At 68.6% G+C, this 21,356-nt stretch carries 16 protein-coding genes and 2 pseudogenes; 10 read left to right on the top strand and 8 right to left on the bottom strand.

The window, feature by feature from the left end; all coding sequences use genetic code 11:
• Nucleotides 1-360: 360 nt before the first annotated feature.
• Nucleotides 361-1,602 carry a transcriptional regulator gene (locus WA762_RS34275; RefSeq protein ID WP_335941483.1) on the top strand — a complete coding sequence of 414 codons (1,242 nt, stop codon included), beginning with the start codon at nt 361-363 and terminating at the stop codon, nt 1,600-1,602.
• Nucleotides 1,603-2,254: 652 nt separating this feature from the next.
• On the opposite strand, the gene WA762_RS34270 is transcribed toward WA762_RS34275, so the two are convergent.
• The 3 genes from WA762_RS34270 to WA762_RS34260 all read right to left on the bottom strand — a co-directional run bounded on the left by WA762_RS34270 (nt 2,255) and on the right by WA762_RS34260 (nt 4,432).
• Nucleotides 2,255-2,422: a hypothetical protein gene (locus WA762_RS34270; RefSeq protein WP_335941481.1), complete on the bottom strand. Its 168-nt coding sequence runs from the start codon at nt 2,420-2,422 to the stop codon at nt 2,255-2,257.
• A 154-nt stretch (nt 2,423-2,576) separates the two neighbouring features.
• Complete coding sequence (locus WA762_RS34265; protein ID WP_335941479.1) at nt 2,577-3,212, bottom strand: response regulator transcription factor; 636 nt, start codon at nt 3,210-3,212, stop codon at nt 2,577-2,579.
• Entirely contained in the window at nt 3,200-4,432 is a 1,233-nt protein-coding gene (locus WA762_RS34260; RefSeq protein ID WP_335941477.1) for a sensor histidine kinase, read from the bottom strand. The genes WA762_RS34265 and WA762_RS34260 overlap by 13 nt, the downstream gene beginning before the upstream one ends.
• A 178-nt stretch (nt 4,433-4,610) precedes the next feature.
• Between WA762_RS34260 and WA762_RS34255 the strand changes: the two genes are divergently transcribed.
• The 3 genes from WA762_RS34255 (at nt 4,611) to WA762_RS35865 (ending at nt 8,515) form a co-directional block, all read left to right on the top strand.
• Nucleotides 4,611-5,333, top strand: a complete 723-nt coding sequence (locus WA762_RS34255) for an ABC transporter ATP-binding protein (protein WP_443080753.1) — start codon at nt 4,611-4,613, stop codon at nt 5,331-5,333.
• 26 nt (nt 5,334-5,359) lie between these two features.
• On the top strand, nt 5,360-7,747 hold the full coding sequence (locus WA762_RS34250) for an ABC transporter permease (protein WP_335941473.1): 2,388 nt from the start codon (nt 5,360-5,362) through the stop codon (nt 7,745-7,747).
• Nucleotides 7,748-7,999: 252 nt separating this feature from the next.
• On the top strand, nt 8,000-8,515 hold the full coding sequence (locus WA762_RS35865; RefSeq protein ID WP_443080752.1) for a serine hydrolase: 516 nt from the start codon (nt 8,000-8,002) through the stop codon (nt 8,513-8,515).
• A 64-nt stretch (nt 8,516-8,579) separates the two neighbouring features.
• On the opposite strand, the gene WA762_RS34240 is transcribed toward WA762_RS35865, so the two are convergent.
• The 4 genes and pseudogenes from WA762_RS34240 to WA762_RS34225 all read right to left on the bottom strand — a co-directional run bounded on the left by WA762_RS34240 (nt 8,580) and on the right by WA762_RS34225 (nt 13,172).
• On the bottom strand, nt 8,580-9,803 hold the full coding sequence (locus WA762_RS34240; protein WP_335941471.1) for a hypothetical protein: 1,224 nt from the start codon (nt 9,801-9,803) through the stop codon (nt 8,580-8,582).
• A gap of 446 nt (nt 9,804-10,249) precedes the next feature.
• A pseudogene (locus WA762_RS34235) lies at nt 10,250-10,737 on the bottom strand (IS701 family transposase); the annotation flags it as partial.
• Nucleotides 10,738-10,896: 159 nt separating this feature from the next.
• A complete protein-coding gene (locus WA762_RS34230; protein ID WP_335941469.1) occupies nt 10,897-12,405 on the bottom strand; it encodes an FG-GAP-like repeat-containing protein in 1,509 nt (502 codons plus the stop codon).
• 245 nt (nt 12,406-12,650) lie between these two features.
• Entirely contained in the window at nt 12,651-13,172 is a 522-nt protein-coding gene (locus WA762_RS34225; protein ID WP_335941467.1) for a hypothetical protein, read from the bottom strand.
• 500 nt (nt 13,173-13,672) lie between these two features.
• Here WA762_RS34225 and WA762_RS34220 point away from each other — a divergent pair, with 500 nt between their 5' ends.
• On the top strand, nt 13,673-16,939 hold the full coding sequence (locus WA762_RS34220; protein ID WP_335941466.1) for an ALF repeat-containing protein: 3,267 nt from the start codon (nt 13,673-13,675) through the stop codon (nt 16,937-16,939).
• Here the strand turns inward: WA762_RS34220 and WA762_RS34215 are convergent.
• Nucleotides 16,923-17,342 (bottom strand): hypothetical protein, encoded by a 420-nt coding sequence (locus WA762_RS34215; RefSeq protein WP_335941464.1) that lies wholly within the window; start codon nt 17,340-17,342, stop codon nt 16,923-16,925. The two genes, WA762_RS34220 and WA762_RS34215, sit on opposite strands and share 17 nt — an antisense overlap.
• On the opposite strand from WA762_RS34215, the gene WA762_RS34210 reads away from it, so the two are divergent.
• From WA762_RS34210 to WA762_RS34190, 5 genes and pseudogenes are all read left to right on the top strand, one after another.
• Entirely contained in the window at nt 17,320-18,303 is a 984-nt protein-coding gene (locus tag WA762_RS34210; RefSeq protein WP_335941462.1) for a hypothetical protein, read from the top strand. The two genes, WA762_RS34215 and WA762_RS34210, sit on opposite strands and share 23 nt — an antisense overlap.
• Nucleotides 18,304-18,377: 74 nt before the next feature.
• A complete protein-coding gene (locus WA762_RS34205; RefSeq protein WP_335941460.1) occupies nt 18,378-19,052 on the top strand; it encodes a DUF6461 domain-containing protein in 675 nt (224 codons plus the stop codon).
• A gap of 479 nt (nt 19,053-19,531) precedes the next feature.
• Nucleotides 19,532-19,804, top strand: a complete 273-nt coding sequence (locus WA762_RS34200) for a NucA/NucB deoxyribonuclease domain-containing protein (protein WP_335941459.1) — start codon at nt 19,532-19,534, stop codon at nt 19,802-19,804.
• A 19-nt stretch (nt 19,805-19,823) separates the two neighbouring features.
• Complete coding sequence (locus WA762_RS34195) at nt 19,824-20,336, top strand: hypothetical protein (protein WP_335941457.1); 513 nt, start codon at nt 19,824-19,826, stop codon at nt 20,334-20,336.
• A gap of 285 nt (nt 20,337-20,621) precedes the next feature.
• Nucleotides 20,622-21,096 (top strand): annotated as a pseudogene (locus WA762_RS34190) (IS5 family transposase); the annotation flags it as partial.
• Between the last annotated feature and the right edge of the window lie 260 nt (nt 21,097-21,356).

Raw genomic sequence — 21,356 nt, 5'->3', positions numbered from 1 at the left:
AACCCGCACCGACCCGCTTCTCCCCCTCCCGGCCGGCCCCGGTGCCCCCGCCGTCGGGGGTCCGGGTCGCGGCTCCCTTGATGGAGCGGCTGGAGAGGATCAGGCCGTTCATGACGTACTCCTTCGTGTCGGATGGAGCGTGGACGGCGCCCGCCGCCCCCAGGCGAGGTGGGCGCCCGGTACGGGGCCGGCCGGGAGGGGGAGCCTCTGGAGGCGTTGTCCCGGCCGGTTCCGTTCGACCATTGAAGGTCCGGGGAAAACCACAGGGGAGGGCCGCTCCAGGGGGCCGATTCATCCTGTGCGGGGCCGCGTTGGGGGGCCAGGATGGTCTTTCGACACCCGGACAGGGGAGGCCCCGGCATGGTGAGCCCGGACGGAATCGGCGAGCTGCTGCGCACCATCAGGGAGCGGGCAGACCGGACCCGCGAGCAGCAGGCCAAGCGCATGACGGCCGCCGGCCTGGTGTGCACGGTCGAGAACCTGAAGAGGTGGGAGACCGAGCGCCGCTTACCGACTCCGGTCTGGCGTACGGCGATCCGTGCCGTCTACGGCCTGACCGACGAGCAGCTGGACCAGGCCCTGGAGAACACCCGGCGACACCGCAGGCAGCAGAGGATGGAGGACGACGACGTGAAACGACGACAGCTGTTCACCCTGGCGGCCACGGCGGGGTTCGCCTTGCTGCCCGGCATCGCGCAGGCCCGGGAGGGCATCGACACCGGCCTGGACGCCGACGGCGCAGGCGATCTCGCGTACCTGGAGGGTGCGTTCGAGCGGCACCGGGGCGGCTACAACGGGCGGGCGCCCGATGCCGTCCTCGGGGAGATGCGGGAGGACCTGGCGCTCCTCGCCGCCGTCCTGCGCCGGCCCCACCCCGCGCGGGACCGTACCGACCTGGCACGCACGGCTGCCGGGATCTCCGGCCTGGTGGCGATCGTGCAGCACGACCGCGGCGACCAGGCCGACGCGCACCGCTGGTTCGAAACCGCGGCGAAGGCGGCCCGCGAATCCGGGGACCGGCGGATGACGGCTTGGGTGCTGGGCCGACACGCGATGGTCGGCCTGAACTACGGCGCACCCGGGCAGGCCGCCCGCATCGCCGCGCTGGCCCGCCGGGAGGCCGGCGCCCGCCCGTCCGGCGCGGCCGCACTCGCGGCCGCCGTCAACGCCCGGTCCCTGGCCGCCGTGGGCGACCTGCCCGGCGCCCGCCGCGCAGTGGACGACGTCCGCACCCTGGCCGAGCAGCTCGACGGCCACGAGTCGGCGGACACCTGGTTCGGCTACCCGGCCCAGAAGCACGCGGTGCACCTCTCCCAGGCGTACACGCTGCTCGGCGACACCCGCGCCGCGTACCAGGCGCAGGACGACGCCCTGGCCCTGACGACCTCGCCGTCGGTGATGACCCGCGCCCTGATCGCCATGGACACCGCCGCGTGCCTGCAGGTCGACGGAGATCCGGACGAGGCCGCCGCGATGGCGGCCGCCATCTACGACAGGCTGCCGCCCGCCTACCGGACCGGCCTGGTACACTCGCGCGCCCAACTGCTCCACCGGCACCTGGACGGTGCCCCGCGTCGGCTACTCGGCGATGCCCTCGCCTGAGGGGCGCGTTGCGAAGGCGCGGCCGCCGTTTCCAATGGAAACGGCGGCCGCCACAGCAGCCGTGACCCCTACGGTGAGGTGGCGGTCCTCCAGCTGAGGTCAGTGAGGCGGCTCCAGCAGTTCCACAGTGGACAGGCCAGTTTCGCCGTCGACGAGTTGGAGGGCGACTTCGGCGCGGGCGGCGAGATCGAGCGGGTCGAGTCCTTCGGTGTAGGAGGCGTGGACGATGCGGTCGAGACCGGCTCCGAGGAGGGGCGCGGCTGTGCGCAGGGAGGCGTCCAGGGCTACGCCTTGGGTGGCACCGCCGTGGAGGATGATGTTGCGGCCGGTCGCGTTCCGTCGTCCGGCGTGCAGGCCGCCAGGGGAACGAGCAGGCAGGCTGCCGATACTGCGATCACCTTGTGCCGTCGCGTGGTTCGAGTGAGTGGGCGCATCAGTTGCTTCTCCGGAGAGGCGAGGGAAGGAAGGCCCTGTGTCCGCACAAAAGAACCTATGAACGGTGTCTTTTCGGAACGACAGGTATGGCTCCCCGTTCGGGAGGGGTGCGGACTACACCTCCTGAGGTGGTGTCCGTTTTCCGCACCACGCCTGAGGAGGGGGTGTCCGACTCGCTGCCGGACACCCCCTCCTCAGGTGCTCTCGCCGCTACGGGTCACTTCTTGCCGCTGGTCAACCACAGTCCCAGTGCCGATCCGGCGAAGGCGACGCCGGTGCCGACTCCGGCCAGGACCCTGGTGGTGCCGGTGTAGTGGGCGAAGGTGCTGACGTAGACCGCCGCCGCCGTGGAGATGAGGAGCAGCAGCCAGAGCACGGGCTTCATCAGGGGTTCCTCCTGTTGTGCGCCCCGGCGGCCCGGTGGGCGGCAGGGGTGGGATCTCTTACGTCGTCCACCTTCGCCCCGTGCCCCCGGTCGGCGCATCGGACCGTTCCCCCGAACCGGAGGTGTAGCCCGCTACACCCGTGCGGTACGCAGGTCAGGCGTTCAGGTAGGCGAGCACCGCGAGGACCCGGCGGTGGCCGCTGTCGCTCGGCGGCAGGTTCAGCTTGGCGAGGATGCTGCCGATGTGCTTGCTGACGGAACGTTCGGTGATGAACAGGGTCGTGGCGATCGTGAGATTGTCCAGGCCCTGCGCCATCAGCCCGAGAACCTCACGTTCCCGGGGGGACAGTGCGTCGAGAGGGTCCCGGCGGCTCATCAGCTGGGAGACGACCTCGGGGTCCAGTGCCGTTCCGCCCGCGGCGACGCGCTCCAGCGCGTCCTGGAATTCCTCGATGTGCCCCACACGGTCCTTGAGCAGGTAGCCGATCCCCGAGGCGCCCTGTCCGAGGAGTTCGGCGGCGTAGCTCTCCTCGACGTACTGGGAGAGCACCAGGAGCGGCTGGCCAGGAATGAGTTTCCGGGCCTCGATGGCGGCTCGCAGCCCCTCGTCGCGGAAGCCGGGCGGCAGCCGGACGTCCAGGACGGCCACGTCCGGCCGGTGTTCGAGCAGGGTGGGGACAATCTCGGGCCCGCTTCCCACGACGGCCACGATCTCGTGCCCGACATCCTCCAGGAGCAGAATCAAGCCCTCGCGGAGAAGAACGTTGTCCTCCGCGATCACGATCCGCACGGCAGCACCACCTCAATCGTCGTTCCGGAACCGACAGGGCTGTCGATCCTCGTCGTGCCGTCCAGGGCGGCGACCCGTCGGCGTACCCCGGCGAGTCCGCTGCCGGAGGCGGAGCCGGGTGCGGCCCCGCCGCACCCGTCGTCCCGCACGACGACGCGCAGCATGGGACCGTCGTACCGGAGCGACACCTGGGCATGGCTCGCGTCGCTGTGCCGGGCGATGTTGGTCAGCGCCTCGGCGACCACGAAGTAGGCGGCTGCCTCGACGGCGGCCGGGGGGCGGTGGTCGGTCTCGGGCAGATCCAGGGCGGTGGGGATCGGCCGGCCTGCGGCCAGGGAGCGGATGGCGCCGTTCAGTCCCCGGTCGGAAAGGATCGGCGGGTGGATACCGCGGATGACAGTGCGCAGCTGGGCAAGTGCTTCGTCCACGGTGGTCCTGGCGTCGAGCATCATTCTCCTGGAACTCTGCGGGTCCTTGTCGAACCGGCGCTCGGCCAGGGCCAGTCGCATGGCCACCGCCACCAGTTGCGCCTGGGTGCCGTCGTGGAGGTCGCGCTCGATCCGACGCAGTTCCGCCTCGTGGGCCTGGAGGGCTCCCGCGCGCGAGGCGGTCAGTTCCTCGATCCGCCGGCCGGCGCCGGTCCAAGTACCGAGCATGATCTCTGCGATCCAGGTCTCCAGCTTCACCGCGGCGGGGGCCAGCCACAAGAAGAGGGCAGCGAAGAGCCAGGCACACACCGCGGACAGGACGATCGCCTGCATCCAGGTGGTGAGGGGGGCCGCAAGGAGGGTGAGGGTTCCGCCGGGAACGGTCCACCACCACAGCGGGATGGAGATCGTCAGCAGCAGACTGAGCAGCACTCCCAGGACGAGGACGGGAAGGACGAGCCCCACGATGCCGTGAACCAGCATCCATGCCACGTCCTTGCGGGTACCCGGGAACCGCAGCAGTTGCAGCGTCCGCTGGTAGGCGTTGCCTTCGGGCGTCGGATAGGGCCGGCGCACGGGGCGGCCGAGAACGCGTTCGGCGCGTCGGCGCTCGGCATCGGTCAAGGCGCGCAATGGCCGCACCGCCCACGGCAGGGCCGGGGAGAAGATCAGCGAGAAGCAGACGAGCGGCAACAGAACGTAACCGGCCAGCGAAGGCAGAGCGGTGGTGAGCCCACCCAGCAGATACCTCGCGGATCGTAGGCTGCGGAGTGCCCTTGCCTTCAGGTCCATGGGCCAAGACGGTACTTCACGGGTGTTCCCCTGTCATAAGTGCGCGCTACACCTGGCAGGTGGAGCCCGCTACACCCCCGGTTCGGGAGAGGGACCGCTGCCGTCCACTCGGCTCGCGCGATTACGTTCGGTACCCGTTCTGACCGATCGAGGAACCGAAGGACCCACCATGCAACCGATGACGACCCGGGCCACGCAGTTCGCCGTGTCCCTGGAGGAGGTCTCCCAGTCCTATGGCGAGGTGACCGCGCTGGACGGGGTCAGCTGGGGGTTCCGCAAGGGCAGTCTCACCGCGATCATGGGTCCGTCCGGATCGGGCAAGAGCACCTTCCTGCACTGCGCCTCCGGCCTCGACCGGCCCAGCAGCGGAACGGTACGGCTCGGTGATCTGGACATGGGAGGGCTCAGCGAGACGGAGCTGACCCGGCTGCGCCGCGAACGGATCGGGTTCGTCTTCCAGGGCTACAACCTCATGCCCTCGATGGACGTCGAGCGCAACATCACCCTCCCGCTGTCCCTCGGCGGCCGCCAGGCAGACAGGCGCTGGCTGGACGAAGTGGTCCACCGCGTGGGGATGGCCGGCCACCTGGACCGGCTCCCGGCACGTCTGTCCGGCGGCCAGCAGCAGCGTGTGGCGGTCGCCCGAGCGCTCGTCACCCGCCCGGAGATCGTCTTCGCCGACGAGCCGACGGCCGCGCTCGATCCGAGGGCGGCCGAGCACGTCCTGAAGCTGCTGCGTGACGCGGTCGACGAGATGGGGCAGACGGTCGTGCTGGTCACCCACGACCCGGTGGCCGCCGCCTGGGCCGACAGCGTCGTCTTCCTGAGCGAGGGCAGGATCGTCGACGAGCTGACGGCCCCCTCCGCCGCAACCGTCCTGGCCCACTGGGGGACGCTGTGAGGCGCGGTATCGCCGCCGGAGTGGCGGTGGCACTGTTGTGCGCGGCTGCGTTGACGGGCGCGTTCGGGGTCCTGCTGGAATCCGCACTACGGGCGCACGGATCGGCCGACCGCTACGAGCGCGCCGTGGCCGTCATCGCCGCGAGCCAGCGCGTCGAGGTCGTCAAGGACGACCAGACCGATGTCAGGCCGCTGGTGGAACGGGCCCGGGTACCGGTATCGGTGGCGGACCGGGTACGCACGGCACCGGGGGTCACCGAGGTGGTCGCGGACGTCTCTCTGCCGGTGGTCACCGCGGACGGGGCCGTGCGGACCGGCCGCGGCTGGGACGCGACCGCGCTCACCGAGGTCGAACTGCGCGCCGGCCGGGCTCCGCGGGCGGAACACGAAGTCGCGGTGGACTCCGGCAGCGGCAGGGCCGTCGGGGACACCGTCCGTCTCCAGGTCGGCGGCAGGGCGCCGGAACCCTACCGCGTCAGCGGTCTGGTGGCCGGCGGGTCCGGCGCAGGCCGCGATGTCTGGTTCGGCCAGCACACGGCACAGGCCCTCAGCGGCCGTCCCGAGCGCGCGGACGCGCTGGTCGTGCTCGGCACGAAGGAGACGTCCGCCCGGACGCTGCGGTCAGCCGCCCCCGGTCTCGTCGTCGCGACCGGCGCGGGCCGCGGCGACGTCGAGAACCCGGAGGTGGCGGCGGCACGACTCGACCTGATCGGCGTGTGCGCGTCGATCGGCGGAGTCGCCCTCCTGGTGGTGCTGCTGATCGTGACCGGTCTCCTGGACACGTCCGTACGGGACCGGACCCGCGAACTCGCCGTCCTGCGCGCCATCGGTGCCACCCCCCGGCAGGTCCGCAGGGTGATCGTCCGCGAGACGCTCAAGGTCGCGGTACCGGCGTCGCTCCTGGGCGGTCTGCTGTCGCTCGGGCTCGGCACCCTGCTGCACCGCTTCATGGCCGAGCAGGGGGTCCTGCCCCAGGGGCTGGGGCTCGCTCTGGGACCGTTGCCCATCGTCGGTGCCCTGGCGCTCACGGTGCTCACCGCGGTCGGCTCCGCCTGGCTCGCGGCACGACGCGTATCCCGGATCCGGCCGGCCCAGGCCGTGAGCGAGACCTCCGCCGAACCGACTCGGCTACCGCGCTGGCGCGTGATCACCGGCCTGGTGCTCCTGGTCGTCGGTCTCGCTTCGGCCGCCACCGCGTTCGCGTTCGGCGGGCAGGTGGCGACCGCGGCCATGGGCGGACTCGTACTCTCCCTCATCTGGGCGGCGGCCCTCCTGGGTCCCTCGATCGCCCGAGGGGGAATCGTCGTCCTCAGCCCCGTCATGCGCCTCCTGTTCCCGGTCCCGGGCCGGCTCGCCACCGACACGGCCACCGCCGCGGCCGTGCGACTCGCGTCGGTCATCACGCCGATCGCGCTCGCGCTCTCCTTCGGCGCCAGCCAGCTGTTCGTGCAGACCACCGCGGTCAACGCCACCCGGACGCAGGCAGCCGCGGGGCTGCACGCGGACCAGGTCCTCGTCTCGAACGGGCCGGGCGTGCCCCGGGCCATGTACCGGGCGGTGGAAAGGACGGCCGGGCCGGGGACCGTGACCGCGGTGAAACGCACCACCGTGGTGATGTCGGTCGCGGCCCAGCTCCAGTCCCTGCCCACCCAAGGCGTGAAGGGCGCACTGCCCAATCTGGACCCGGGCGTGAAGGCGGGCTCGCTGAAGGGTCTACGCGGCAAGAACACGGTCGCGCTCAGTTCGAACGTGGCCGGCGCGGCCAAGGTCGGTTCGACCGTGTCTCTCTGGCTCGGGGACGGCACCGTGATCCGCCCCGAGGTGGTGGCCGTCTACGACCGGGGACAGGGCTTCGGGGACGTCCTGCTGCCTCACGACGTGGTCGCCGCCCACGTCACCGACGCGGGCCACGACGACTACCTCCTGGTGAAAGGCGAGGCCGACCTGCGACCGTTGCTCGACCGCTTCCCCGGGACCCGCGCCACATCCGCCGGACAGTACAGTGCGGCCCTCACCGAGAAGGCCCGCCAGCAGGCCCTGCCCGGACTGCTCGCAGTCGCGGCGATCTCCCTGTTCACCCTGATCGGCGTGGTGACCACACTGGCCGTCGCCACCGCATCCCGCCGTCGTGAACTGGCGCTGCTCCGGCTCATCGGCGCAACCCGCGGCCAGGTTCTGGCGATGCTGCGGCTGGAGACCTGCCTCGTACTCGGCACGGGGGCCGCCGTCGGCTCCCTGGTCGCGGCGGTGACGCTGCTGACCTTCGGCGGCGCGGTGACCGGTCTGTCCGCGCTGTCGGTGTCCCCCTCGGTCTGCGCGGCCGTACTCGGCACGGTGTTCCTGTCGGGCACGGCGGCCGTCATGCTGCCCGCCCGCCGACTCCTGCGCCGCCGCAGGTCCCCTCGAATCACGTAGCGGAACCAGGTCCCGCCTCACCCATACTCCCCGTCCTCGGGCGGGGGCACGAGCGGAAAGCCGTTCCTTCATGCACCGCGACCATCACAGGCCCAGGCCGAGCCACCGGCAGGCCCGTCGCACCACGACCACCTCTCACTGACCCACTGACGTTATTCCCCTACCGACAGGAGTTGTTCCATGCACGCACGTGTATCGCCGAGGTTCCGTCCCACTCTTTCGCGAGGCGGCCGACGTAAGACCTTGCTGGCCGTGACCGTGCTCACCGGGGCCGTCATGACCACCGGTGCACTGTTCCCGTCCGCGGCCTCCGCCGCCAAGCCGGACCCCGTTCAAAACAGCCTGAACACCTTGGTGGTCGACGACCAGATACCCTCCGCGTCGGCGAGCGTCGTGGACCGCGAGGGCCGGACGCGTCACTACACCGCAGGTGTCGGCGACCTCAAGACCGGCGCGAAGGTACCCAAGGACGGGCAGGTACGGGCGGCCAGCAACACCAAGGCATTCACGGCCGTGGTCACGCTGCAGCTGGTCGCCGAGAAGAAGATCGCCCTGCCGGCCCGAACTCCCCTTGCGCACCCCACGACCTCCATCACGAGCGGGTGGAGTGGGCGAAGGAGTTCACCCGCAAGCTGTGGGGCTGAGCTACCCGCCACTGCGCCGCCGGGCCAACGCGGCGCAGGGCCGTTTCCAGTGGAAACGGAGGCAACCCCCTCTTTACGGCGTAAAGAAGCTGCCCGCCGACTGCCCAAGGAGCTGGTCGGCTGACCGGCGATGCCGCGCGGGCCAGGACATGACTCCGCCGCGGCATCGCTCGGACGGCTGCTGTGCCTTACGCCCGGAGGGGGCAGGTGAGCGAGAGGATTCGTTCGGTCAGCTGCCCGGTGAGGTGGCTATCGGTGAGGGCGGTGTTGGTGAGCCAGTCCGCTGCGGTCAGCTGGTCCACCAGGTGCTGCAGCTCACCGGGATCGACCGGAACCCGGTCGGCGAGAGCGGTCAGGGCGATGCCCTGGCCGCCGGGGCCGAGGCGTCCCGAGGCATCGGTCTGGGTGGCCAGCGTCAGGGCGAGCAGCCGGGTTGTGGCGGTGGCCTTGGCCTTGCGGAGCTTCTTGTCCGAGATGACCTTCTGGGCCCAGCCGGAGAGTTTGGGCCGCATCTTCTTGCCGAACGTGAACGGGCCCGCCTTGTCCTCGTGGGGCACCAGGGAGGGGACGGTGATCGGGGTGGGGTTCTCCGGCCGGGAAGCGAGCAGGTCCCCGACGGTGCCGGGCAAGGTGAGCCAGCCACAGCCGGTCAGCTTCTCGACCAGGTCCTCCGGGTCGGTCAGGCCCAGCGCGGTGAGGTCCTGGCCAACGAGGTTGCCGGTGCCGGTGTGCGCGGTGCGCAGCGTCAGCATCAGCACCAGCAGCCGTGCCTCCGGGCCGGGCAGCGGGCTGCGGTCGGCCGCGTACGCGAGGACCGAGCGCGCGTGCTCCCACTGCGTCGGTACGGTCAGCACCCGCGTTACGGCCGGCCCGTCGTTGTCCGTGGTGCCGCCGGTGATGTTGCCGGTGCGCTGCTGGTGCTGGAGGCGGGCGGCGGCCGCGGCCTGCTCGGCGCGTCGGGCCTCCAACCGCAGGGCACCGTCGCAGGTGACATCGGCCCAGGTGGTGAACGCGCGGGCCTTGCGTTCCTGGAGGTCGGCGAGCAGCGCCAGGTCCGGTTGGTCGCGTTGCTGGTAGGCGCGGAAGAGGTCGCGGAGTTCGATGAGCTCGTCCCGCAAGGTGACGGGCCGCAGGTCGTGGGGGATGACCCGCTGGGCGATCTTCGCCTGCGGTGGGCGGCGCCGCGCCGGTACCGAGCGGGGAGCCGGAACCCCCGTCCCGGCGGCGACCGGGCGGTCGGAGAACTGCGGCCCACACGTGCCGGTTCCCGTGACTGTGGGGGCCGGGCGGCCGGTGGTCTGCGGGCTGGGAGGCTGGGAGGTGGCTGCGATCTTGGCGCCGGGGGTGGCGGCCGCGCACCTCGAGCAGCACTCCATGGCCTGCCACCAGCGTCCTTCCCGGTCCGTGATCACGGCCAGAACGACCGGCCCGCCGCATCGCCAGGGTTCGGTACGCGCATGTCGGCCCGTGTCGGACAGATGGGTGTGGCAGCCGTCGGCCCGGCACGCGCAGTACGCCCCGGCCCTGGGTGCGGGCGCGGCGCGCAGGTGAGCCTTGAGGTGAGCGACCGCGGCCGCACGCCGGCGGCCGCGGACGGCAGACGCTGCTCGGCACAGGCGGGCCGGCTGCACGAGACGCGCACCGCCGCACTGCCCCGGCCAGCAGCGTCCAGACGCACGGTCCACCTGCGCCCCAGCACCCGTTCGTCCAGCTCGCTCGCCGCGGCCTCCGTCATCCCGTTTTCCTCCGCTCTGTGTCCCCCGCCCGCCACCGTCCCCCCTTTTTTGACGGGCGGGGCGTGTCGGCCGGGCCTACCGTACGCGGCAAATGGCCCGATGACCGGAGGAACTCGCCCTGTTCGCGGCTTGGTCTGGAACTGCACTTCGTCGGGTATCCCGGCCGCGTGGCGGCGTTCGGGATCAGCGCACCAGGAGTGCTCGGGCAGGTAGAGCCGGCGGTCGATCAGGGCCCGTCCCCGACGGGTGGCCAGGGCGAGGAACACGCCCACCTGGGCGTTCTCGACGCGTCCTGCGGTACCGGTGTACTGCCGTTGCACTCCCGCCGAGGCGTGGCCCTTCTTCACAAAGCCCGTCTCGTCGACGACGAGAACGGCGCCGTCGGTCCCCAGGTGTTCGGCGGCGTAGGCGCGGATGTCGTCGCGGACGGCATCGGCGTCCCAGCGGGCGTAGCGCAGCAGCCGCTGCATCGGTCCGGGCCGGGCGTGACCGGCCTGTTCGGCCAGCTGCCAGCAGTTCTTCCGCTCGGCGTTCGACAGCAGCCCAGGTGATAGGCGCGGGCACTCGCCCTCGGCTCAACTCGGCCGAAACGTCCCGCGATCCGGGCCATGACCTGGTCGAACATCGCTCGCCATCGGGCAGGGTCTACGCTATGGCCAGCGGCCACCGCACGATCTTCGTTTGTCCACACACCAACCGCTGATCACGCGGTGGCCGTACCCGTTCCCGGCCGGGTACGGCCACAAGATCGCGAAGTCAGACTGGAGTACTAGTTGGCTGGCGCCGAGGTTTCGATGGGCGTGCCGAAGCTGCCGTTTCCGTTGCCGGGGTAGGCAAAGATGTTGCCGCTGTTGCGAATGGCGACGAGGTCGGTCTTTCCGTCACCATTAAAGTCGGCGGCGTCGACGAGGCGTGTGCTCTGCCAGCCTTGACCGGTCTTAGCGGCGGTGTTGAAGGTGCCGTCGCCCTTGCCGGGGTAGAGGTAGAGGTCGCCATTGTTGTGGACGGCGTAGATGTCGGCCTTTCCGTCGCCGTTGAAGTCGCCAGCGACGAGCAGACGCATGTTGCCCCATCCACTACCGGACTGGGTTTTGGCGGCGAAGCCGTTGCCCTTGCCGGGGTAGAAGTAGAGGTTGCCGTCGGTGTGAACGGCGATGAGATCACCCTTCTTGTCGCCGTTGAAGTCGGCGGCGGCGATGACGCGCATGCCGCCCCAGCCGCTGCCGACGATCGACGAGCCGGTGACGCCGTTCTTCCCGTTGCCGGGGTAGAGGTAGAGGTTGCCGTTGGTGTGGGCAGTGAGGATGTCGGGCTTACCGTCACCGGTGAAGTCGGTGGTGGCGAGCAGGCGCATGCCGGTCCACTTGCCCTCGCTGACCTTGACACCCTTGCCGAACTTACCCTTGCCGTCGCCGGGGTAGGCATAGAGGAAATCGTCGGCCGCGTTGATGGCGAGCAGGTCGGCCTTGCCGTCGCCGTTGAAGTCGGTGGCTGACATCAGGAGTGCCCACGAACGTCCTATCGTGGTGGCGACCCAGTCAGCAACGTCATCGGTGCGTGTGGCAACGGCGTCGGTGCGGGTCTCGGTCGCGCCCAGGCAGCTGCCCTGGCGCGAGCGGGTGGCGATGCCCACAACCTCAACGCCTTCTGCGGCCTCCCGCAGTAGCGGGGCTCCGGTGTCTCCCTTGCACAGGGCGTCGTTTCCGGTGGCACCGGCAAGGGTTAGCTCGGTGGCGGAAAGCGAACCGACCTTCATCGACGCCGTGTGGGCCGCGTCGGGAACCCATTCTGTCTTGGTGCGGCCGAAGCCGGCTGCCTCCAGGATGTCGCCCTCACCGGCGGGAGAGACCGCGACGGTGAGGGGAGTGATGCTGGCGGTGGGTGTGGCGATACGGGCCATGACCAGGTCGCGGCTGGGGGATGGGACGAGTTCAACGACCTCGGCGACGTGTCCGCTGGTTCCGGTCAAAGAGCTGCGGCCGATGATTGCTGTGGTCTTGTGGGTCGGCTTGCCCGCGGCGATCTGGGTGGAGACCGCAGGATTGTCGGCGAAGCACGCGGCAGCGGTCAGCACCCACTGGCGGTCGACCAGGGCGCCGGAGCAGGAACGGGCGCTCTCACCCTCGCCGATGTGGAGGCGTGCGATGGACGCCTGGAGGCTGGCGGGAGCAGCGGGGCCAGTGGCCGCGAGAGCATGTGTGCCCGTGAAGGCGGCAGAACTGGCGGTGGTGGCCAAAACCGTTCCGAGTATGGCGAGACGGGTGCGTGTGCTGGACACGGTGACGATCACCTTGCTGTAGGTCGGGACATGACTTGCGATGGGGTTTTCGACGGCGGGAGGGTACGCGGTTCGATCCGTGGTGGCCTCACCGTTCGCCCAGGGTCTGTGCTGGTGAGGCTCTGATCAGACGTGCAGGCCCACTGTCCACAGAGGTATCCGTCGGATAGGGGCGCGTGCGTGCGGGAACTGCGGCGATCGATTGGCGCGTAGCCGCCGACATGGGCGGCTTTGCCGCCTTTGCGCTACTTCGAGGCCCTGATCTCCAGCAGCATGAATTCACGTCCTTGCTCGTCAGCGGTCTCACCGACAGGGGTCCAGGTGTTCTTGATGACCTTGTAGGTCTTCTCCTCGGTGCCGACGGCCATGTCGACCTGGGAGTCGTAGTCGTTGCCCTTGACACCGAAGACCGAGGGGAGTTCCAGGCTCAGGTAGCCGCTGGCGCCCGAGACCCGGAAGCAAACCCTCTCGTTCACTCGGGAGTAGACCTCGAGCAGGCCCGGTTCGGAATCGCACGCGGCGAGAAGTATGTGGCCGTCGCCCTTCTTCAGCTTGATCTTCTGTTCTGCGAGGATCTTGTCCGCATTCGGGTAGGTGAAGTCTTCGATTGCGTATCCCGGGCCCTCGTCTGCTACGGCCTCGGTGGCCAGCCGTTCAGTGCCGGATCCGCCCGGCACGCTGCCCATGACGGCGAGCCAGGTCAGAGCGCCAGCCCCCACTGCCACGCCGACGGTTCTCAGAACTGCACTAAGTATCTGCATTTTCATCCTGTCGATCGAGGAACTTTGAGACGTGAATCGACGCGCTGGGGTGAATCTGCCGAAGGGAATTCGAATGGAATCTCACGGCCATTGAAGAGCCGAAGAGACCTCGAATTTGGGCATCTTCGTGCAGCACTGTTGACCACCGAATAAAAACAGCCGCAGCAAGATCGCGCCAAGCAAGAAAAGTCGGACAAAATATCTCAAAACTCTCTTTTCGCTCATGACTTATGTCACTCTCGCGAAGGTTGTGGCGACTTTGAGAAAAATTTAGGACTACATTCAGCCATTCTCTTACTGATTTCCCTGTCAGGTTCTGGCCATACGTCTTTTCATCGAAAGGCTGCGTAAGGTCACGGCATCACCGCTCTCGGATACGTACCCGACAGCGCATGACCTGTTCCCGTGAATATGGCTGAGAGAGGATCTCTGTGCAGGCAACGTTTTTGAGCCGTCGCCGATTCGCCGCAGTACTGGCGGCTGGCGCGGCTGCCGCCTCTTCCCCCTTGCTGTTCACCACCCCCGTGCGAGCCGCCCCCCGCACTGCTCCGTCCGGTGATACGCCTGTCCTGCCCGATACCGACCGCGGCAAGGCAGTCGTGGCATGGACCCTGGGAGGCAAGGCAGTTAAGGAGGCTGCCGCCTACGCCCTGAGCGGCACCGACCAGGACATCACCGTCTTCCTCACCGAAGAGCTGCCGAGGGCGACACGCATCGACAACCGTGTCGTCGTCTTCAGCTACCTGGCCAACGGAGGCAAGGGCGTACGCCGGGACGCGAGTGCAGCCTTGAGTGGCGGCGACACCGCCATCGCCGCGTTCGTCAAGGACGGCTTCCGCCCCTCGGTCACCGAGGACATGCGAGTGGCAACCCTGTCCGTCATGGCCAACGGCGGGAAGGCCATCAACCGGGACGGCAACGCCGCGCTCAACGCCGGCACGGACCAAGCGCTCGAGAAGTTCCTCCTGACCGGCCAGTACGACGCCCGCCTGGAAGACCGACGCGTCGAAATCACCCGCTCCCTCAATGGCGCGGGCCCCGAGGTCACCAAGTATGCCAACCGGGCTCTGGACGGCACTGCGGACGATGTGCAGTGGTACCTCGACACAGGGCAGCACATCGCCCGCGCCCGTGACCAGGAGTCCGCCACGATCGACCAGCTCGTCGCTGTTGTCGAACGAGAGGCTGCTCGCGCCCAGGAGAAGACCGACCTGGCCGTCGAAGCATCCGATCGGGCCACCGTCGCCGCAGAGGCGGCCAAGACGGCGGCGGAGAAAGCCGCTTCGGAAGCCGAGAAGGCGAAGGACGATGTACGCGAGTCGGCTGCTGCCGCGCGAGCCGCCGCGACCGCCGCCGCCGGGGCCGCGTCCGCTTCCCGGACGGCCATCCGTGCTTCCAACGCCGCAGTGCAGGCATCGCAGCGCGCCTCCTGGGCAGCCACGGCCGCCTCCCAGGCAGCCGCGTCCGCTGGATCGGCGGCATCGCGCGCCTACAACGCCGCGATCGCCGCGTCGAAGGACGCGGCCAAGACCACCGAGGCCAAGAACGCAGCCGTCGCAGCCCGCAACGCAGCCGCGAAGGCCAACGCGTCGGCCGCGGCAGCCGACCAAGCGGCCATCGCCTCAGAGCAGGCGGCGAAAGCCGGCCTGACGGCTGCCTCCGCAGCACGCAACGCTGCCGCCGCCGCCAACGCCTCGGCCCAGGCCGCCGGGGCAGCAGGGGTGGCGCAGGCGGAAGCAGCCGAGGCCAAGCGTCAGGCAGGGATTGCCACGTCCGCCGCCAACCAGGCGACCAAAGCCGCCTCCACGGCCTACGCCCTGGCCGGAGACGCCGCGAAGGCCGCACGTGCTGCCCGTGACGCCGCCACGTCCGCAGCCCGACATGCCGAGAAGGCCGCCGACGCCGCCGAGGAGGCGGTCAAGTACGCCGGTCAGGCCGTGGACTTCGCCAACAAGGCCACCACCTACGCCGGCCAGGCCGTCCAGGCCGCGAACACAGCCACGCAGGCCGTCGCAGACGCCATCAAGGTCGAGAAGCAGGCCCGTGCTGCCGAGCATGCCGCTCTGGAGTCGGATCGAATCCAGGGACTACGCGAAGCCGCTCAACTCGCCGAACTCGACAGGTCCGAGCGTGCGGCCGCGCTGAACAAGCGCACGCAGGAACAACAGACCTCCGAGGCCACCAAGGCTCTTATAGCCAAAGCCGAACAAGCCCTCTGGAACAACGACCTCGCCGTCGCCGCAACTCTTGGCCGCCAGGCTGCCGTCGCGCTGCTGGAGTCCAAAGGAACCTGGACACGACAGGCTGCCCGCTTCGCCCTGGCTGGATCCGACGACGACGTGTACGGCTGGATCGACGTGGACCGTGCGGTCGCCGCGTCACAGGACAACCGCGAGACCATCCTTTTCATCGCACAGGTCTCCGAGCCGGCCGTCGCCAAAGCTGCAGCGCAAGCACTTGCCGCTGGCATCCCCGCAGAGGGGGACTTCGACAGTTCGGGCATCATCAAGTCGCGTGCCATGGACAACCGGGTCAACATCCTGAAAATCCTCAACACTAAGCCCGGAAAAGCGGTAACCAAGGCGGCCAACGACGCCCTCAACTCTGACACACCGGAGGCACTGCAACGATTCTTCGACGTTGAGCTCGTCAAGGCCGTCGAGGAAGACGACGCAGTAGCCACCTTGACCGCCAAGAACAACGGCGGCTCCTACACCGAGGCGTATGCCGATGTGGCCATGGAGGGCCCGGCCTGGATGCGCCGGCGCTTTGTCGAGACCGTCCTGCACCAGGCGGCGCAGCTCGACCACGATTCCCTCAGTCATGCCGCCGCCATGCAGGCGACCATCGCCACCGCAGCCAAAACAGCCCAGGAAGCCCAGGAGAACGCTGCGCTGGCATCGCAGGTGGCCGCGCTGGCCCGCAACGCCGCAGCCGAAGCTCAGGACTGGGCCAAGAAGGCCATTACCGCCTCGAACGAGGCCAAGGCCAGCGCCCAGCAGGCCACCGCCAACGCCGATGCTGCCGACAAGTCGGCCGCCGACGCCCGAGCTTCCGCAGACAAAGCCAAGGCCGCCGCCACGACCGCACAGAGCGCAGCCCGTTCGGCGAATCACTCCGCCAACCGGGCCATCGACGCCGCCCGAAGCGCCATCGCATCCGCCAACAGCGCCAGTGCCTCCGCTGCGAGCGCCCGTGCCTCTCAGATCGCCGCCGGCAAGGACGCCAAAACGGCGGCCGCCGCCGCAGCCGACGCCCGGCAGATCGCGGCCGACAAGCGGACGGCAGAGGTCAAGGAGGCCGCACGCAAGGCCGCCGAGCAGGCCCAGAAGGACCGAGATGAAAAGCGCAACCCGTCCGACTCGTCGACCAACAACCAGGTGAACCCTGGAGGGACAGACACCGACAAGGACGAATGGTGGAACGACGCCTCATGGTGGGCCGACACCGCCGACAAGGTGAGCGTCGCGACAGGACTCCTGGCCGCAGGCTTCGGCGTGGCCTGCGTATTCTGGCCTGCCGCTCCGGTCCTGGGCAGTATCGCGGCCGTCTGCCTTGGAATCTCCGTAGTCGCCGCAGGTGTCAGCCTCATCGCCAACGGCATTGAGTACGGCTACACCAGCGGTGAATTCGCCTCGGCTGCCGGCCGCATGGCCCTGTCCCTCGTGACCCGCGGCGGCGGCCGCGTGGCCAGTGTGGTCAAGCCCGTCGTCAACAAGATCGAGAAGGTCGCCGAAGACCTCGTCTCTCCCCTCGTCAAGATCTTCTCCTGACGCCGGAGCCGCCACCCGACTCGACCGGTTCCCCCTCCACCTTCGGAAGCTCAAAGGAGAACTGAAAAAACATGAAAGTCACGTCCGGCCGCAGTATCAGCCTCATGCTGTCCATGGCAGCCGCCCTGATCCTGACGGTCGCCGGCACATCCCACGCGGACAAGGCGATCACCACACCCACTTCTGCCCCGACGGCCGCTGCACCTGCGTACTCCGCCGTCAAGTCGAGCAGTACGTGTTCGCCTGTGCCAACAAGCGAACGGGCATCGCTGGGAGGCGCGGTCCAGAGCTGCATCCAATTCGTCAAGATAGCGCCCACAAAACGGTCGTCGGCACGCTCCCTCGCGCCTGTAGCAGCATCCTCCATCAGTGATGATCCGATGGGATCCTGCGAGATCTCCAAGGACGGTGAGTGGACCTACACCCGCCGCAGTGGCCTCTGCCTGACGGGCGCACAGGGGCGCTACACCCTTTATGACGAGAAAGGCAAGGTGCAAGGCACTGGCCTCATCGACATCAACACCAGCCAAACTCTGAGCCAGACCACAACCGAGATCAAGGAAACAATCTCCCTCAAGATCGCGGAGGTCACCGGCGCCGTCAAGAGCCTGAACATCGGCTTCGCCGTCCAATGCACCTCAACCTGCACCCCGACCACCAGACGGCCCTGGTACGGAAACAAGACCCTGGAGCAAGAGCAATCGGCCTCCGGCGAAGTTGCATACAACAGCCGCGTCGCCCACGGCGCGGACGACAGCTTCCAGACTAAGTACTTCATGACGGTCACCGCCAACGGAGCGACTGCCGTCGACCCGAACATGTCCTGGGAGAGCCCTGCGGAGCTGAAGATCCGGTGTGACGAAGCCATGGGCAACGGATCCACCACCCGCGGATGTGTCGTACCCATGCGCGCGACGCTGGAGTACTCCCTTTCCGACCCGACACACGGCGCCGCGTCGGCCGTCTATCAATACGGCCAGACACTGCGAGGCAACGCACCGCTCAGCCGGGGCGAGGGACTCGCGTCAACCAACCGAGCTAAGACCTGTGAATCGACGATCGACCCGTTCGTTCGCCGTCCCGACATCAACGTAAATGACCAATGTGATGAGTTCCCCTTCGCAGGCACCTACGAAGGAGGAACCGAGGGAGCACTGTGCGCGGACGTCATCCCTGTCCTCCAGAACGGAAAGTGGCTGATCACCCAGGCACGGGCCAACAAGCCACTCACGGGGCAGGAACCCTGTGTGCGAGCGAACATGTCGGCGGAAGCGAACGGCTCAGCTGGTGGCAAGCTCGGTAGCTTCTTCAAGGACTACCGGATCCTGGACGCCGAGAAGTTCGACTTGGAATTCACCCCCTGACTACAAAAGCATCGTCCGCACCGGGCCGGGCAGCTGCCCGGCCCGGTGCGGACACCCAGTTAGGAGGCATCACAGTGCAAAGCGATCACACGGAACCCCGACCATCGACGTCCTGGGCTGACCACGAAATCATGTGGTGCCTGACGTTCACCCACGGCCTGGCCCCGTCAGGGCTGCTCACCCGGTACGGCGCCCGGCCCGAGGAGGCACAGCTGCTGGAGCCACAGGAAGCCTACCGGCTCGGCCAGCGAATCGGCGACGAAGGACTCACAGCAACCGTCCTGCGCATCGGCGCGATCGGCGACTGGGCATTCTGCCTTGAAGAGTGGGGTTGGCTCGGCTCCACGGCCGCTCTGCTGACCCGGCTCTCCCAGGGCACCGAAACACTCAGCCTTCAGCAGGACGCACGTGGCTGTCAGGCGTTCCAGTTTTGGCGTGACGGGCATCTGACAGAACGATTCGAGCCGGGCATGCCCAGCACCCGACCCGAACCACCACACCCGTGGTGGGACGCTGTCGAACTCCGGCGAAGCGAAGCCGCGGAGGAATTCCCCGGATGGGACCCCGTACTGCGGGCAGTGTCCGAGTACACGGGGGCGACACTCAGCAACAAGACGGTCAACAGCCCACTGCTGACCGTGCTGCTGCAGGAAAGCAGTCAAGGGTACGGCCCGCCACAACCCGAGACCGTGAGGTCTCTCGGCTACGGAATACGCCTCACCCAGACCGACCCGCCACCGGCCACATGAAATTGCTGGCCCAACCGCATGCGGAGTCCGACGGTCGAGCCGACGGACGGACGGCATGAGGCGGGCGGCGGGTGGCGGCTGGGATTGCGGCCTGTCAACGCCGATAGCGACTGCGGCAACCTCCGCGGCGGTGGCTGAGAACAACGAGGTTGGCCCGGCGGGGCGTGCGAAGTGACCGTAGGGCCAACCGGAGCGCCGTCCTGTCCGGGCACTCACGCCCGACGGTACGGACAACAGCAGACCAACGCCCGGCCGGCTACTCCAGTCGGGCCTGCGGCGGAACCGCCTTGGGCGGGCACGCAAATGTGATGCGAGTAGCGGAGGGCCCGACCACGTCAAGGGCATCACAACCAAGGCCGGCGGCTGTGTCCACCCCGGAGCCGTTCCCGTCTTCGCGATGTCCCGCGGCGACAAGAACGTCAAGGAAGCGGCGCAGCATGTGTGGGACGCGCAGCGGAAGCTGAAGGGCCCAGCCCGGCGTGGGCAAGCCGCTGCACCTGACCACCGACAAGAAGCTGATCGATAAGAACCGTTCGAAGGCGTGCCCGAAGAGCCTGCCCCGCCCTGCGGGGAAGAGCTGTGACGAGTACCCGTTCGCGTCGACCAAGGAAGGCGGGGCCACCGGTGTCTTCAGCCGCAGGATGATCAACGAGAAGCAGAACAGCGCGGCCGGCGGGTCCAAGTACCTGCTCAAGGCGTACAAGGACAATAGGATCCTGAACGGTGACGCCTTCTGGGTCGCCATCTCCTGACACCGAGGAGGAACCCGGCATGCCGGAAGGGCGCGGGGTCGCCCGTGTGTGGGTGTATGCCCGGCAGTTCTATGTCGTCGACCCCGAGCTCGGAACTGATCAGGCACCGGACATCTCCGATGCGAGCAACGGGCTGATCGCCGTCGCTGAGGACGGGGCCGGCATCCTGACGGGGCTGACTGTCGGCCCGGTCGAGGTCACCGTCACCACGCACACATCCGAACCGCCGCTCAAGGGGGACTGGGACGAGGTGGTGGAGACGTCCTTCACTTCCAGTACCGGTTCGGCCGTGGTCACGTCGTGGGAGGACGGCGAGGTGGAGGATCTGCCGGACCTCGCCTCCGTCGGCCCGGGAACCTACCGGGTGCGTGTCCACGCCCGCGGCCGCGACGCCGGGCGGGCCGAAGACAGCCTCGGCCCGGACGACGACCCAGTCGAGACATACCTGCTTCAGGCATGGCCAGCTCCAGCAGCCGACGAGCAGGTCATCCGCCAGACCGACCAGGTCGGCACCCAATGGCGCCAGCTCTAGGAACGCAAGAGCAACAGGCCGCCGCCGCGCAGGCGGCGGCCCAAACCCCTCGGAGAAACACCGAGGCCCTCACCAGCAGTGCGGTCCGCCGACGAAATCGAAGTCACCTGCCCGCCATTTGTCCATAGCGGCCGGGTGTTCGCTGCTTCCGCCAGCGATTGTGATGGAAGAGCGCCGCACTGTGCTGGAGGGATCCCAGAACCGCCCCGCAAACCCTCGGAGACTACTTCGAAACCACATCGGTGGACCGAGGCCAAGTCCGTGTCCTACACGGTCAGTTGGCAGTTGTGCTGGGTATGGGGAGTGGGGCGGTGGGGATGGATCGTTCCGGACGGGTTGTGGGAGATAGCGAGGCCGTTGCTGCCGCCGGCCCGAGTTCGTCCGCAGGGCGGCGGGGTCGCGAACATCGATGACGAGGCGGTCTTCGCGGCGATCGTCTACGTGCTGGTCAGCGGGTGCGCCTGGCGGGCCTTACCCCGTGCTTCGGGGGCGTCGAAGTCGACCGTGCACCGTCGCTTCGTCATCTGGTCGAGAGCCGGGGTGTGGGGCCGACTGCATCAGAAGATCCTCCAGCTCCTGGACGAACAGGGCTTGGTCGACCTGTCCCGGGCGGTCCTGGATTCCGCGCATGTCCGCGCTAAAAAAAGGGGGCGAACCTGCAGGTCCGAGCCCCGTGGACCGGGGCAAGCCAGGTTCCAAGATGCACATCCTGTCCGACGCGGGCGGACTGCCCCTACGCGTCGGCCTCTCCGCGGCCAACTGAGTGTCCAGGAGTCGCCGGATCTCTGCCACGGTGAGCGGGACGAGGGCCGATCCGTTTCCGCAGCCCCCCTTGCGGCCTCGCCGACGGCCTGGGCGGCGAGTGCGGCCAGAACAGCATGGCCAGGGTGATGTGCCGATACCAGCCGACATAGCGGCGAACCTCGTACTCGTCCAGGCCGCATTCGTTCTTCGAGGCCTGGAAGCATTCCTCATGGCCGGGGCCGTGCCCGCTGCGGCCCTATAAGCACCGTTGCAGTA

Origin of the sequence: Streptomyces tyrfis (assembly GCF_037034285.1) — a bacterium.
In the GTDB taxonomy this organism is placed as follows: domain Bacteria; phylum Actinomycetota; class Actinomycetes; order Streptomycetales; family Streptomycetaceae; genus Streptomyces.
This window is presented reverse-complemented; position numbering and strand designations above follow the sequence as displayed.